The organism is Pseudomonas sp. CH61 (assembly GCF_059429415.1).
Window position 1 is genome coordinate 4,560,480 of record NZ_CM182098.1, and the last position, 13,859, is coordinate 4,574,338.

The 13,859-nt window shown below is 58.2% G+C and carries 14 protein-coding genes; 5 read left to right on the forward strand and 9 right to left on the reverse strand.

From position 1 onward, the window contains the following. The 4 genes from cyoB to hmpA all read right to left on the reverse strand — a co-directional run bounded on the left by cyoB (position 1) and on the right by hmpA (position 5,748). Positions 1 to 2,031 (reverse strand): cytochrome o ubiquinol oxidase subunit I, encoded by a 2,031-nt coding sequence (cyoB, locus tag AC5SEM_RS20355; RefSeq protein WP_077574460.1) that lies wholly within the window; start codon positions 2,029 to 2,031, stop codon positions 1 to 3. A gap of 3 nt (positions 2,032 to 2,034) precedes the next feature. After that, complete coding sequence (gene cyoA, locus AC5SEM_RS20360) at positions 2,035 to 2,976, reverse strand: ubiquinol oxidase subunit II (RefSeq protein ID WP_007916947.1); 942 nt, start codon at positions 2,974 to 2,976, stop codon at positions 2,035 to 2,037. A gap of 842 nt (positions 2,977 to 3,818) precedes the next feature. Next, positions 3,819 to 4,328 carry a disulfide bond formation protein B gene (locus tag AC5SEM_RS20365; protein ID WP_077574461.1) on the reverse strand — a complete coding sequence of 170 codons (510 nt, stop codon included), beginning with the start codon at positions 4,326 to 4,328 and terminating at the stop codon, positions 3,819 to 3,821. A 238-nt stretch (positions 4,329 to 4,566) separates the two neighbouring features. Beyond that, positions 4,567 to 5,748 (reverse strand): NO-inducible flavohemoprotein, encoded by a 1,182-nt coding sequence (gene hmpA, locus AC5SEM_RS20370; RefSeq protein WP_495471147.1) that lies wholly within the window; start codon positions 5,746 to 5,748, stop codon positions 4,567 to 4,569. 164 nt (positions 5,749 to 5,912) lie between these two features. On the opposite strand from hmpA, the gene norR reads away from it, so the two are divergent. The 5 genes from norR to AC5SEM_RS20395 all read left to right on the forward strand — a co-directional run bounded on the left by norR (position 5,913) and on the right by AC5SEM_RS20395 (position 10,495). Beyond that, positions 5,913 to 7,472: a nitric oxide reductase transcriptional regulator NorR gene (gene norR / locus AC5SEM_RS20375; protein ID WP_495471148.1), complete on the forward strand. Its 1,560-nt coding sequence runs from the start codon at positions 5,913 to 5,915 to the stop codon at positions 7,470 to 7,472. A 325-nt stretch (positions 7,473 to 7,797) separates the two neighbouring features. After that, positions 7,798 to 8,700 carry a chemotaxis protein CheV gene (locus tag AC5SEM_RS20380; RefSeq protein ID WP_034156080.1) on the forward strand — a complete coding sequence of 301 codons (903 nt, stop codon included), beginning with the start codon at positions 7,798 to 7,800 and terminating at the stop codon, positions 8,698 to 8,700. A 27-nt stretch (positions 8,701 to 8,727) separates the two neighbouring features. Continuing rightward, a complete protein-coding gene (locus tag AC5SEM_RS20385; protein WP_495471149.1) occupies positions 8,728 to 9,186 on the forward strand; it encodes a GNAT family N-acetyltransferase in 459 nt (152 codons plus the stop codon). Between the two features lie 149 nt (positions 9,187 to 9,335). Beyond that, positions 9,336 to 9,662 (forward strand): hypothetical protein, encoded by a 327-nt coding sequence (locus AC5SEM_RS20390; protein ID WP_495471150.1) that lies wholly within the window; start codon positions 9,336 to 9,338, stop codon positions 9,660 to 9,662. An 83-nt stretch (positions 9,663 to 9,745) separates the two neighbouring features. Beyond that, complete coding sequence (locus AC5SEM_RS20395; protein WP_495471151.1) at positions 9,746 to 10,495, forward strand: YkgJ family cysteine cluster protein; 750 nt, start codon at positions 9,746 to 9,748, stop codon at positions 10,493 to 10,495. Between the two features lie 104 nt (positions 10,496 to 10,599). On the opposite strand, the gene AC5SEM_RS20400 is transcribed toward AC5SEM_RS20395, so the two are convergent. The 5 genes from AC5SEM_RS20400 to AC5SEM_RS20420 form a co-directional block, all read right to left on the reverse strand. Beyond that, entirely contained in the window at positions 10,600 to 10,839 is a 240-nt protein-coding gene (locus AC5SEM_RS20400; RefSeq protein WP_102901568.1) for a hypothetical protein, read from the reverse strand. A 112-nt stretch (positions 10,840 to 10,951) separates the two neighbouring features. Further along, positions 10,952 to 11,257 (reverse strand): hypothetical protein, encoded by a 306-nt coding sequence (locus AC5SEM_RS20405; RefSeq protein WP_077574467.1) that lies wholly within the window; start codon positions 11,255 to 11,257, stop codon positions 10,952 to 10,954. Between the two features lie 129 nt (positions 11,258 to 11,386). After that, positions 11,387 to 11,806, reverse strand: a complete 420-nt coding sequence (locus AC5SEM_RS20410) for a hypothetical protein (protein ID WP_007916967.1) — start codon at positions 11,804 to 11,806, stop codon at positions 11,387 to 11,389. Then, positions 11,769 to 12,398 (reverse strand): nucleotidyltransferase domain-containing protein, encoded by a 630-nt coding sequence (locus AC5SEM_RS20415; protein ID WP_495471152.1) that lies wholly within the window; start codon positions 12,396 to 12,398, stop codon positions 11,769 to 11,771. The genes AC5SEM_RS20410 and AC5SEM_RS20415 overlap by 38 nt, the downstream gene beginning before the upstream one ends. 193 nt (positions 12,399 to 12,591) lie before the next feature. After that, positions 12,592 to 12,954, reverse strand: coding sequence for a DUF6124 family protein (locus AC5SEM_RS20420; protein ID WP_495471153.1), 363 nt, complete (start codon positions 12,952 to 12,954; stop codon positions 12,592 to 12,594). Positions 12,955 to 13,859 lie beyond the last annotated feature (905 nt).

Sequence of the window (13,859 nt, forward strand, 5' to 3'; positions counted from 1 at the left end):
TTAAGCCTGTTCCAACGAGGTTTCAACACGGGTGGCACCGGCCGGGATTTTCCCCGCCGCAACCAGACGCTTGTGCTGCTCGGCTTCGATACGCTCGATCGTTTCAACCGGAACCATATAGCCCTGGTCGTCACGCGCAGCGTGGATCACGAAGTAGATGATGGTGCCGGCCAGGCTGGCGATCGCCAACCACCAGATGTGCCAGATCATCGCGAAACCGAAGACGGTCAACAGTGCGCCCATCACCACGCCAGTGGCGGTGTTGTTCGGCATGTGGATCGGCTCGTACTTGGCCGGACGCTGGTACGCAGTACCGTTTTCCTTGGCTTCGGTGAACGGGTCGATGCAGTCAGCCTTAGGCAGCACGGCAAAGTTGTAGAACGGCGGTGGCGACGAGGTCGACCATTCCAGAGTGTGTGCATTCCACGGGTCACCGTGATCGCAAACGTTCTCTGGCTTGTTACGGTCACGCACGCTCACATAGAGCTGGATCAGCTGGCAGGCAATACCCACAGCGATCATCACCGCACCGAACATGGCAACGTACAGGTACGGTACCCACTCAGGGTTGGTGGTGGCGTTCAGACGACGGGTCATGCCCATGAAGCCCAGTGCATAGAGCGGCATGAACGCGACGAAGAAGCCCGAGATCCAGAACCAGAACGCTGCTTTACCCCAGCCTTCGTGCAGCTTGAAGCCGAACGCTTTCGGGAAGTAGAACGCGAAACCAGCGATGTAACCGAATACCGCACCGCCGATGATCACGTTGTGGAAGTGCGCGATCACGAACAGGCTGTTGTGCAGAACGAAGTCAGCACCCGGGATGGCCAGCAGTACGCCGGTCATGCCGCCGATGGCGAAAGTCACCATGAAGCCCAGAGTCCACAGAACCTGGCTGGTGAAGCGCAGACGGCCCTGGTAAATGGTGAACAGCCAGTTGAATAGTTTCACACCCGTCGGGATGGAAATCAGCATCGTCGCCAGACCGAAGAAGGCGTTGACGCTGGCACCCGAACCCATGGTGAAGAAGTGGTGCAGCCAAACCATGAAGCCCAGTACCGAGATCGCGCCCGAGGCGTAGATCATCGAGTGGTGGCCGAACAGTTTCTTGCCGGTGAACGCCGAGATCACTTCCGAGAAGATGCCGAATGCCGGCAGGATCAGGATGTAAACCTCAGGGTGGCCCCACGCCCAGAACAGGTTGACGTACATCATTGGATTGCCACCAAGTTCATTGGTGAAAATGTGGAAATCCATGTAACGGTCAAGGGTCAGCAGTGCCAGGGTAGCGGTCAGGATCGGGAACGAAGCCACGATCAGAACGTTTGCCCAGGTGCAGGTCCAGGTGAAGATCGGCATGTCCATCAGTTTCATGCCAGGGGTACGCATTTTCAGTACGGTCGCGAGGAAGTTGACCCCCGTTAACGTCGTACCTAACCCGGATAGCTGTAGCGCCCAGATGTAGTAGTCCATACCCACGCCAGGGCTGTATTGCAGACCCGACAATGGTGGATAGGCAACCCAACCGGTCTTGGCGAATTCGCCGACGCCCAGGGACAGGTTGATCAGCACTACGCCGGATACCAGCAGCCAGAAGCTCAGGGAGTTCAGGAACGGGAACGCAACGTCACGCGCGCCGATCTGCAGCGGCACTGCAAGGTTCATCAGGCCGGTGAAGAATGGCATCGCCATGAAGATGATCATGATCACACCGTGAGCGGTGAAGATCTGGTCATAGTGTTCAGGTGGCAGGTAGCCAGGCGAACCCTCGGTGGCCATGGCCAACTGGGTACGCATCATGATGGCGTCGGCAAAACCGCGCAGCAGCATGACCATGGCGACGATGATGTACATCACGCCGATTTTCTTGTGGTCGACCGAGGTCAACCACTCGGTCCACAAGTAGGTCCACTTCTTGAAGTAGGTGATTGCAGCGAACAGCGCCAGACCACCGAGGGCGATCATGGCGATGGTCACCATCACGATCGGCTCGTGGAATGGGACTGCTTCCCAACTTAATTTACCAAACATCGTTTACTCCTCTGCCCCGGCAGCTGAATGCGAACTCGAGTCAATTTCCGTGGCCGCCACTTCTTTCTCTTTCTTCTCGTGCTTCAGCGGCTTGCCCGGCTTCATACCTTCGTACTTGTCGACGATGATCTGGAACTGGTTCGGCGTGACCGAGGAGTAGAGCTCGACTGGGTTGTTCTGGCTCGGTTTGGCAAGGGCCGCGTATTCAGCTTGATCAAGCTGTTTAGGTGACTTCTTGACTTCACTTACCCAGGCGTCGAAATCTTCCTGAGTGGTGGAGATAGCCTTGAATTTCATACCGGTGAAACCCGCGCCGCTGTAGTTGGCGGAGATACCGTCCATTTCAGCGTTACGGTCAGCGATCAGGTGCAGCTTGGTCTGCATGCCCGCCATCGCGTAGATCTGGCCGCCCAGACCCGGGATGAAGAACGAGTTCATCACAGCGTCAGAGGTGATCTTGAAGTTGATTGGCGTGTGCGCCGGGAACACGATCTTGTTGACCGTGGCAATGCCTTGTTCCGGGTAGATGAACAGCCACTTCCAGTCCAGCGCGACCACTTCGATGGTCACTGGCTTGACGTCGGATTGAATCGGACGATACGGGTCCAGTTCGTGGGTCGAAATGTAGGTGATGTAACCCAGGGCAATGATGATCAGGACCGGGATGGTCCAGACTGCCACTTCGATTTTGGTCGAGTGCGACCATTTCGGGGTGTAGACGGCGTTCTTGTTCGACGCGCGGTACTTCCAGGCGAACAGGAAGGTCATGACGATAACCGGCACGACGACCAACAGCATCAGCAGGGTCGCGGTGATGATCAGGTTTCGCTGTTCCAGGCCAACCTGGCCCGTTGGATTGAGCAAGGTCATGTTGCAGCCTCCCAGCAACAACGTGCCGAGCAGCGGCACTAGGCCTAGTAATCTGGGGTACCTGTTTTTACTCATCTCACGACCTCTAAAGCAGCTTGCGCAATGCAGTTGGGTTTTGATCGCCAACACTTCACCCTGCCAAGGGTTGGCATTTTCTTTGGATTGAATAAGGGCCGCCCGTCGCGCGTCAGACGCTCGACAAAACCTGGGACAGCGGTCAGTTCTTATTCGAATTCGTGGTCAAAGGCCTTGTTACAGACCAATTCCATTTGGTGCGGAAAGTTGGAAGGCACCGACACCTGGGTGTCTTGGAAGCCTTGCGACTCACTCGACACCCGACTTTCTGCGCAGCGCCTTAATAAAAAGCGTTCCTTAATAAAGGCTGAACAGTGCCGGGAATTCAGTGCGGGCGATTGTAGATAGGTAGCGCCCTATACACCATGTCTTATCCCGAAATAATTTTTATCGATTCGAGCAACAATCCATCGCCATTTTTGCAAAAGTTCCGCATGTTATCGAAAACATTTCTCAACAAAAACACCAAAAATTGTAGGTGTACCCGCGTCAGTTCAGACAGCTCTGAAGGCTTTTTCCGAAGGTTCGAACAGCGCAAAGCCCGATAACCCAAGGCTTTTGGCCATATGCCAGCGCTTGTTAAAACTGCCTGCTATGGCACTCACGTGCTAAAGCCGAAAAACCCCGAAACAGACCAATCCTTTTTTGTAACAACGGCCGATTCCGCGTCACTCAAGAGCCCTGCGACACGGCGCGTGTGACAACATGTCGCACACTCGCCACACCCTCCCTTGCCGTCCGTCACGGTGTTTTCACCAACACTCTGAAATGCAAAACGCCCCGATATGCTGATACGCAAATCGAGGCGTTTTCTGTATCGGCCAGACAGCCGAATAGTTGACTCAGCGCAGTGCTTTTCGATTACGCGAGGTCAGCAGCGGCACCAGGATCACCACCAGCACGAACGCCACCAGCGCCCACTGTGCCAGCGACAGACCGAGGATCGGCGGGTACGGCGTCGAGCAGAAACCGTCGACCTGGAAGCCCAGCGGGAAGATCTTCGCCAATGGCAGATCATCGACAATCGGCTGCAGCACATCGATGCCGCAGCTGACCGCCGGATAGAACTGGGTGTAAACGTGATGCCCGGCCACAGCCGCCCCGGCAATCGCACAAATCACCACCAGCACTTCGAACACGGTGATGCTGCGACGGCTGCGCATCGCTGCGCCGATGAACGCAAACAACGCGATCAGCAGCAACGCATAGCGCTGCAAAATGCACAGTGGGCAAGGTGCTTCGCCGAGCACGATCTGCATGTACAGCGCACCGCCGATCAGTGCCAGGCAGATAATGCCCAGCAACACCAGAAAGCGCCGCTCACGGCCCAACCGAATCGTTTCCTCGCTCATCGCGTTTCCCTTATATGTCCATGGTTCAGCTGGCTTGCGGCTGAAGGTTGTCGCAAGTTTACACCGGGGGAATAAACGATAAAGCGGTTAAGAAACGATTAACCTTTAAACAGAATTTAAGAATCGAGACCGCGTAACGGCCTTCGCGAGCAGGCTCGCTCCCACATTGGATCTGCGTCGAACACAAATCCCCTGTGGGAGCGAGCCTGCTCGCGAATGAAGGCAACCCGGTTTCAGATCACTCCAAAGCAGCAGCCGGCCCAAAGAACTCATAACGGCTTTGTTTCTCCGGCACACCCAACGCTTTCAGATGCCGCTTGATCGCGCCCATGAAGCCCTTCGGTCCAAGGAAGTAGGCGTCGACATCACGCTGAGCCGGCAACCACTCGCCCAGCAACTCCTGACTCAACATCCCGACCTTGTCCGCCGCCGGACTCACACCGTCATCTTCGGCGTAGCAGTAAAAACGCTTGAGTTGCGGATGACGCTCAGCCAAATCATCAATCCAGTCACGAAACGCATGCACGCTGCCGTTGCGCGCGCAGTGAATAAAGTGCACCGGCCGCTCGGTTTCCAGCGCCGCTTCAAGCATCGCCAGAGTCGGCGTGATACCCACCCCACCACTGATCAGCACCAATGGCTTGTCGCTTGCAGTCAAGGTGAACTCCCCCGATGGCGGAAACAGCTGAATGCTCGCGCCAACCTGCAGTTGATCGTGCAAGTGATTGGACGCACGACCACCCGGTTCGCGTTTGACGCTGATGCGGTACTGACCGTTATTCGCCAGGGCCGACAGCGAGTAGTTGCGGCGGATTTCTTCGCCATCAAGGATCAGCTTCATGCCGATGTACTGACCCGGTTCGGCGGCGAGAATCGGGCCTTTGTCTGCCGGTTCGAAGTAGAACGAAATGATCTCCGCGCTCTCCTCGACTTTGGCCGCAACGATGAACTCACGCGCCCCGCGCCAGCCGCCAACGGCTTGTTCTTTCTGGTCGTAGATCGCGGTTTCGGCGCCGATCAGAATGTCAGCCAATTGGCCGTACGCCGCGCCCCAGGCGCTCATCACTTCTGGTGTGGCGATCTCTTCGCCGAGCACTTCCGAGATGGCGCGCAGCAGGCAGGCGCCAACGATCGGGTAATGCTCCGGGAGGATCTGCAGGGCCACGTGCTTGTTGATGATCTTCGCCACCAGATCGCCCAACTGGTCGAGCTGATCGATGTGTCGCGCATACATCAACACGCCGTTGGCCAAAGCACGCGGCTGGTCACCGCTGGCCTGGTGGGCCTGGTTAAACAGTGGACGGACTTCCGGGTATTCAGAGAGCATCATGCGGTAGAAGTGAGTGATCAGCGCTTCACCGCCACTTTCCAGCAGAGGTACAGTGGATTTGACGATGGCACGATCCTGGACGCTAAGCATAAGAATGACTCCTGAGCTTTCTTGAAAAGTTACCTTGGGGTTATCAGGTTTCGTGCCAACTTATTTGTCCATATAAATCAATGGCTTGAGAATAACGTAGTCATAAAGACTCAAAGACCTTTATAGTCATCCCGACTACATCTTGTCTCTTTGACTACAAGACCATGACCGCCAAATCCCTGCTCACCGCCCTGCTGCCATTAGTTTCCGACCTGTCCCGCGAACTGCCCGAGGGCGAGCGTTATCGACGTTTACTTGAAGCCATGCGCGCCTTGCTGCCCTGCGACGCTGCAGCGTTGTTGCGCCTCGACGGCGAAGCGCTGGTGCCGCTGGCGGTGGACGGTTTGAGCACCGACACCCTCGGCCGGCGCTTCAAGGTCAGCGAACATCCGCGTTTTGAAATACTCCTCAGCGGTGCCGGACCCACGCGATTCGCCGCCAATAGCGACTTGCCCGATCCTTATGACGGTTTGGTCGACGGCCTCGACGAGCATCTGGAGGTTCACGATTGCCTCGGCTGTCCTTTGTTTGTCGATGAAAAACTCTGGGGCCTGATCACCCTTGACGCCCTCGACCCCGAGCGTTTCGAACCGATCGAACTGGACGCCCTGCAAGCCTTCGCCAGCCTCGCCTCGGCCACGGTCAACGCCGCCGAACGCATCCAGCGCTTGGCCAATCGCGCGGAGGACGAACACCAGCGCGCCGAGGTTTATCGCCAGGCCAGCGGCCAGCAGAACCGCGAGATGATCGGTCAGAGCAAAGCGCTGAAGAAGTTAGTGGAAGAGATCAATCTGGTCGGCGGCAGCGATCTGACCGTGTTGATCACCGGCGAAACCGGCGTCGGCAAAGAACTGGTCGCCCAAGCGATCCATGCCGCCTCTCCCCGCGCCGACAAACCGATCATCAGCCTCAACTGCGCCGCGCTGCCGGATACGCTGGTAGAAAGCGAACTGTTCGGCCACGTGCGCGGCGCCTTCACCGGCGCCACCAGCGACCGGCGTGGCAAGTTCGAACTGGCCAATGGCGGCACGCTGTTTCTCGACGAAGTCGGTGAGTTGTCGCTGACCGTGCAGGCGAAATTGCTGCGCGTCTTGCAGAGCGGCCAGTTGCAACGGTTGGGCTCGGACAAGGAGCATCAGGTCGATGTGCGCCTGATTGCCGCGACCAACCGCGACCTGGCGGAAGAAGTGCGCAGCGGCCGTTATCGTGCCGACTTCTATCATCGCCTCAGTGTGTACCCCCTGCGCGTGCCGGCGCTGCGTGATCGTGGCCGCGATGTGTTGCTGCTCAGTGGTTTCTTCCTCGAACAGAATCGCTCGCGCATGGGCCTCAACAGCCTGCGCCTGAACAGCGACGCCCAGGAAGCACTGCTCGCCTACACTTGGCCGGGCAACGTGCGCGAGCTGGAGCACTTGATCGGGCGCAGTGCGTTGAAGGCGCTGGGCAATTGCAAGGTGCGGCCGAAGATTCTCAGTTTGAGCGCGGCGGATCTGGATCTGCCGCGCGAGGTTGTGGATAACTCGGTTGAGGCTGGTGTCGGTGTCGTGGCTGAGATGCCGTTGATCACTGGAGATTTGCGCAGTGCGACCGAGCAGTATCAGCGGCGTTTGATCAGTGCGGCGCTGGAGCGTAATCAGGATAACTGGGCGAGTGCGGCGCGGGAGTTGGGGCTGGACCGAGCCAACCTCGGCCGCATGGCCAAACGACTAGGCATGAAGAGCTAAAAGCACACCCTCACCCTAGCCCTCTCCCGGAGGGAGAGGGGACTGATTGGGGGATATTGAAGAGTTCCGCCGACGTGAAAGATCTTTACCGAATCCATAATCGACTCGGTCATTCAGGTCGATGTACAACGCCAGACACCTCGGTCGGCCCCCTCTACCTCTGGGAGAGGGCTGGGGTGAGGGGCAGTGTTCGAGAGAACAGCGATAAACTCAAACCGACCACCGACAACTAACCTAAAGCCCACCCCTTTAACGCCGATAACCCGGCATCAATAGTTTCTGGCGATTCCCACCCTCGCCCACCACCTTTCCACAGAAGGTTCATATGTCCTCCACCAAAGCCCGCGCAGACTCACTTTCGCTTCTGCTGTTTACCTTGCGCAGCGGCAAGTTGATGGCGATCAACCTGCTGAAAGTCAGTGAAATCATCCCCTGCCCGCCGCTGACCAAACTGCCGGAGTCGCACCCGCACGTGAAAGGTATCGCCACGTTGCGCGGCGCCTCGCTGTCGGTCATCGACCTCAGCCGAGCCATCGGCGAGCGCCCGCTGGAAGATCCGAACGGCGGCTGCCTGATCGTCACCGACGTCAGCCGCTCCAAGCAGGGTCTGCACGTGCAGGCGGTGAGCAAAATCGTCCATTGCCTGACCACCGACATCAAACCGCCGCCGTTCGGTTCCGGCGGTTCGCGCGCCTACATCACCGGCGTGACGTCGGTGGACGGCACGCTGGTGCAGGTGCTGGATATCGAAAAGGTTATCCACAGCATCGCCCCGGCGCAGATCGAAATGGCCCCGACCGATCTGAGCATGGAAGACGCTGATGTGCTCGGCAACGCGCGGATTCTGGTGGTCGACGACAGCCAGGTGGCGCTGCAGCAATCGGTGCACACTCTGCGCAACCTCGGCCTGCAATGCCACACCGCCCGCAGTGCCAAGGAAGCCATCGACTGCCTGCTCGACCTGCAAGGCACGGCTCAGCAGATCAACCTGATTGTCTCCGACATCGAGATGTCCGAGATGGACGGTTACGCCTTCACCCGCACCCTGCGCGAAACCCCGGACTTCGCCCATCTGTACGTGCTGCTGCACACCTCGCTCGACAGCGCGATGAACAGCGAAAAAGCGCGCCTGGCCGGGGCGAACGGTGTGCTGACCAAGTTCTCCTCGCCGGAACTGACCCACTGCCTGATCGAAGCGGCCAAACACGTCGCCGCCCAAGGGCACTGAGTCTTGGCTGAGACGTACTGTTTTTTGATGCGGCGCGATCTTGGCAAAGACGCGCCGGATGCACCTTGGCCACAAGACATTGAACTGTGCACGTACTCCGTCGAACTGGCGGCGGATGTGCATGACTTGATGCAACTCGGTTATCGCGAAGGTGGCGGCCGAGTGCCGGCTCTGAACACTTGGCAGCAGCAATTCGAGACCGATCCCGAATACGATCCGTCGCTGTGCTTTATTGCCCACGATGGCGAAGGCGTGGTCGGCGTGGTGCAATGCTGGACCAGCGCCTATATCAAGAATCTGGTGGTGCATCCGCGCATGCAGGGCCGCGGATTGGGCCGGGCGTTGTTGCTCAATGCATTCAAGGTGTTTCAGCAGCGCCGTGAAGGGTTTGTTGATCTGAAGGTGCTGGAAGACAACCGGCGGGCGCAGCGGTTGTATGAAAGTGCCGGGATGTATGTGGTCCGCCGCGAGCTGGTGCCGGACTGATAGACCGTCTTCGCGAGCAGGCTCGCTCCCACCCTGGAATGCATTTCAAACTGTGGGAGCGAGCCTGCTCGCGAAAGGGCCGGCACAGGCAACTTCTAACACTCAGGCAGACTCAAACCTTGGCCACCCACGACCAAGGACGCCCCACCATGAAAGCCATCACCGCAAGCCTGCTCTGCCTCACCGCCCTCGCCTCCCAGGCCCACGCCTCCAGCCCCGATGCCTGGGCCGCTTACGACAAAACCGTGCTCGCCAGTTGTACAAAGGCCAGCGGCCTGAAAAACGCCAAACCGGTCGGCACGGCCGCGCAATTCGACGACCGTGTCGGCTACACCGCCGTGTTGCTGCAAGGCCAATACCCGCAAAAACACATGAAAGGCCAGCAAGGCACCGAGCTTTGCCTGTACAACAAAAAATCGAAAATCGCCTTCGTCAGCGAGTGGGACTCGATCCGCCCGACCGCCAAATCCCACTGAGTGGCGCATAATTTGCTTCGATCCGCGCCTGTGCGGTGGTTTTCCGCCACCGTTTCACACCCTGATTGAAGACAGATCGCTCAATGAATACGACGTTTTCCTGCGTAGGCTGCGGCAAATGCTGCACCGACCACCATGTCCCGCTGACCCTGGCCGAAGCCCGCATGTGGGCGGCGGATGGCGGTCAGGTGATCGTGCTGGTCGAGGCCTTTCTTGGTAATGGCCTGGGTTTGCCGACGCAGCAGCGTGAACATGCCGAACGGCGTTCAGCGGTCGTTCGCAGCGGCGCGACAGACGCCCATGTGGCGATCACCTTCGCCGCGTACAACGTCGGCCCCTGTCGGAATCTTGACGAAGACAAGCTGTGCCGGATCTACGAGCGCCGGCCATTGGTGTGTCGCATTTATCCGGCGGAAATCAATCCGCATATCCCGCTCAACCCTGCCGCCAAGGACTGCCCGCCGGAGTCCTGGCAACAGGGGCCGGTGCTGATTGCCGGTGGTGAGTTGGTAGATCGGGAACTGGTGGAGTTGATTCAACGCTCGCGCCAGGCCGATCGGGATGACATCGGCATCAAGGACGCGATTTGCGCGATGCTCGGCATTCGTACCACGGCGCTGAAGGGTGACGGGTTTACTGCGTACTTGCCGAATATGAGCGCTTTTGCTTCGGTGATTGATCAGGTGACCACACAACCGCTGACGACGACTCCGAGTGAGTGGGTGTTTCATGTGTCCGGGGATGATGTGGCCGGGCAAGTGGTGGCGGCCGGGGCGCAGGTGGTGACTGAACCGGCGCAGACGTATGCGTTCATTTCGCTGCGGGCGGCTTGATCCAGTTTCTTTAGCGTCCGCCCGGGCCTCATCGCTGGCAAGCCAGCGAAAGGTCCGGCACAGGCAGTATCAATCGCCGCGTTGAGCGCAGGCGGGATTAAAACTCAGCGCTTGCCCATCGAACGACGGGTACCCGGCGGCGCCATGCCCGGGGTCTTGGTGTGGCCATTCTTGGCGCCGTTCTTGTACCACGGCTGGTTCGAGCCTTTGGCAGAGGCCAGCTCGCCCGGCTTGAACGGAAATTTGAAGGCCGGGATATCGGCTTTGGTATCGCTGGTGTCGGCCAGTTCAGCCGGGACATCGCTCACGGCGTCGTCAACCGGCGGCAGGGTCGGGGAAGTCATAAAAGCTCCGGAAAGCAAAAAGTCGGGCCCGATCAGTGAGCCGCGAAGGCGCGCAGTATACCTGTGCGCCTTGACTCGGCACCTGAAGATTTTGCAGCGCACGCCGAACGGTTTACAGGTAACTGATGATGACGATGCCTTTGTCGGTTGTGGTCTTCAGCGCTTCGTAGCGCATGGAAATCGGCAGCGCCTGATGACTGCAGGCGTTGCGATCAGTGTCGACATCGACGCTCACGCCGGGCTTGATTTCGATCTGGCGAGACTCACGAGACGCAAACGCCCCGACCGGTCCGACCTGACAGCCCGAATCAACGATTTGCCCGGTGAAGCGGATCTCGCCGGATTGACTGGCCGGCGCGGCGAAGGCTGTGAGTGGAAGCAAGAGAAGCACGGACGGCAGAGCGGTTTTCAGCTTCATTTCAAGACACTCCCGGGGTGAGCGGCCCAGAGAGATATGCGCCGTGCGCGGCCTGAGCCATACAAGCTGTATCCGCTCATAGAGGCGGATCTTTAAGAGACTAGTCAGGATCGCAAGCCGTGCAGGATGTCAGTTCATTCGTTGCTGAACGTTACTCAACAATTGCGAGGTGCTTTCCAACAACTGCGCCAGAAGCGCGTCATCCTCATCCATATACCCTTCGTATTCCGCGAGATTGCGCCGCTCATGACACAGCGCGAACAATCGCACCTGAACCTTGCTGATATGCGCCGTATGCACCAGGCACTGAAAGACCAGATAGCGTTTATCTGATCGATAGCCACTCAATCGAAGCGCCGTCAGCGCCAATGCGTGCGCTGCGTTATAAGCCAAGTCGAAACGGCTGGAAAAAGACAACGTAGAAGTTTGCGCATCCTTGAGCCGGTCCACGGCCGAGCGCATCAAGCCCTCACACTCCTTGCGATCCGGCGGCTCCGCTTTCAGCCCACCGCTACGTAGAAGATTCTCCAGACTCTCGTTGCTGCCCATCCTTGGACTCCAAAGGGTTTGCCCCTAACAGATCGATTTTTTCCTGCTGCACCACCCGCACGACAAAGCTGTTTTGAGCAGCCAGTTTCGCCGCCCAGTCTTGCGGGGTGTAAAGCGTCGGGTTGATGGGACGACCCAATTGCTCCTCCATGGGCATGAGCCGTTCCATGACGTCACTGTAGTGCAGGCCTTCGCCAATCAGCATGAGATCAATGTCACTGAGTGTGTTTGCTGTGTCCTTGGCGATGGAGCCATAGACAAACGCCCAGGTGATCTGCTCGGTAAATGGCTGCAATGCCTGACGCAGAGGCTCGGCGATGCCAAACGTCTTGCGGGCGATGCCCAGTAGTTCGGCATAGATGGGACAGCTGGGATTGGCCTGGTAATGGTTCTGATTGCCCACCCTTGTCATGCGCAACACACCGGCTCGCTGCAGACGGTCGAGTTCACGCATGAGACTGCCTTTGCCAACACACGCCCAGCGCGCGATCTCATTGGCATAGAAAGTCTGGTCAGGCTTACCGAACAGCAGAGCCAACACTTTTTGTTGAGTGGTGGTAAACAGCGCTTCGCTTAGAGAGATAGTTTCCACTGTGAAGGCCAAAGAGTCCCAAAAAGGGAACGATAGGTCCCTTTTTGGGACTTATCAACCTTGCGAATATTTCCATAGACAGCGGCCACAGAACAATCGCCATCGCAAACAGGCTCACACCTACATTTGGATTGCGGTCCCCTTGTAGGAGCGAGCCTGCTCGCGAAGAACGATAACGCGCTGTTCGGACGGATTACGTTTGTGGATCAACCCGATCCAGCGCCCGGTTCACCGCAAGCTCGGCAAGCATGACGATCTGCTGGATCGCCAGCGCCGTACTGCGCTGCGGGCGACTGAGCTGATCAGCCAGATCACCGGCCATGACATTGGCTGAAGCCAGCGATTCGCAGGCGTGGGCGAGCAGGCTTTCGGTGTCGATGTTCGGGTGGATGAGGAACATCGTACTGGGCTGACGCGGTTTGACCGGTTCGGGGCAGAGGTAGAAGTCGAGGGCGCGCTTGATGGCTTCGCGGGTTTTGAGCTGGTCGTCGGCGCGGAGGGCGTCTTCGAGTGGGGTGGTGGGATCGATGGGTGGATCTGGAACTGGCTTAGTCATTGGAAACCCTATTTTGCAAATGGGAGCCATCCCTTGCCGTTTCTCACGCGGCGAAGTGGGTGGCAGCTATGTGCGGGGTGAGAAACCGGAAAAATAGGAAACCGGCCAGACCGAAGTCTGCCCGCACACAGCCGCCATGAAGCATTTGCAAGCAGCGGACAAGCCGCCGGCAATTATGCGGACTGATGGACTGATTCCCTAATTTTTCAGGGTTCTCACACCCGATCACCGAGTTTTCGGCGACAACCCAAGACTAGAGAGCGCACGTCCGACGGACAACCTGAAAACCTTGTGGGAAGGTTCTGGTTATTTGACACAAATTTAAACAGCCAAAAGCCAACCCTCACCCTAGCCCTCTCCCAGAGGGAGAGGGGACTGACCGAGGTGTTTGGGAGAGGTACACCGACGTGAAATACCGCGTTGAACTCAGGTTTTGAAACGCCCGAAAATCGGCTCCCTCTCCCTCGGGAGAGGGCTGGGGTGAGGGGCAAATCCACCACAAATCCAAAGCCGACCACGCCCCGCTCTTCACCACTCAATAGGCCGAGTGTCAGCTCGCCTGCTCTTGATCTTGACCCACGGGCGACGTCGGAAGGCTGAGTGGAGGGATTGATCCGGGCGTGGGAGCGCAGCGACCGTTTGGCGCAGCCAAACACAGCGAGAGGAGGTGCAGCGAAGCAAACCGTAGGCGCTGCGCCCGGATCGATCACGCAGCGAAGGAACCCCGAGCCCCAGCGAGCGGGCCGCACGTAGGAGCAAGCCTTTTTGGTTACTTTTTCGGCGTCTGGAAAAAGTGACCCGCCGTAAGGGCGGAACCGTAATCAGCAACACCCGCAACAACGGATATGTACACAACGAAACTGACAGCGCCGACAGCTAGCCGTCACCCTCCTGACCCCCAAACA

Bases quoted from the DNA above. Each gene is read 5' to 3' on its own strand.
- norR (WP_495471148.1), top strand. From the start codon at position 5,913: ATGACCGCCAAATCCCTGCTCACCGCCCTGCTGCCATTAGTTTCCGAC.
- AC5SEM_RS20390 (WP_495471150.1), top strand. From the start codon at position 9,336: ATGAAAGCCATCACCGCAAGCCTGCTCTGCCTCACCGCCCTCGCCTCC.
- AC5SEM_RS20420 (WP_495471153.1), bottom strand. From the start codon at position 12,954: ATGACTAAGCCAGTTCCAGATCCACCCATCGATCCCACCACCCCACTC.
- AC5SEM_RS20405 (WP_077574467.1), bottom strand. From the start codon at position 11,257: ATGAAGCTGAAAACCGCTCTGCCGTCCGTGCTTCTCTTGCTTCCACTC.
- AC5SEM_RS20385 (WP_495471149.1), top strand. From the start codon at position 8,728: ATGCGGCGCGATCTTGGCAAAGACGCGCCGGATGCACCTTGGCCACAA.
- hmpA (WP_495471147.1), bottom strand. From the start codon at position 5,748: ATGCTTAGCGTCCAGGATCGTGCCATCGTCAAATCCACTGTACCTCTG.
- cyoA (WP_007916947.1), bottom strand. From the start codon at position 2,976: ATGAGTAAAAACAGGTACCCCAGATTACTAGGCCTAGTGCCGCTGCTC.
- AC5SEM_RS20395 (WP_495471151.1), top strand. From the start codon at position 9,746: ATGAATACGACGTTTTCCTGCGTAGGCTGCGGCAAATGCTGCACCGAC.
- AC5SEM_RS20410 (WP_007916967.1), bottom strand. From the start codon at position 11,806: ATGGGCAGCAACGAGAGTCTGGAGAATCTTCTACGTAGCGGTGGGCTG.
- AC5SEM_RS20400 (WP_102901568.1), bottom strand. From the start codon at position 10,839: ATGACTTCCCCGACCCTGCCGCCGGTTGACGACGCCGTGAGCGATGTC.
- AC5SEM_RS20365 (WP_077574461.1), bottom strand. From the start codon at position 4,328: ATGAGCGAGGAAACGATTCGGTTGGGCCGTGAGCGGCGCTTTCTGGTG.
- cyoB (WP_077574460.1), bottom strand. From the start codon at position 2,031: ATGTTTGGTAAATTAAGTTGGGAAGCAGTCCCATTCCACGAGCCGATC.
- AC5SEM_RS20380 (WP_034156080.1), top strand. From the start codon at position 7,798: ATGTCCTCCACCAAAGCCCGCGCAGACTCACTTTCGCTTCTGCTGTTT.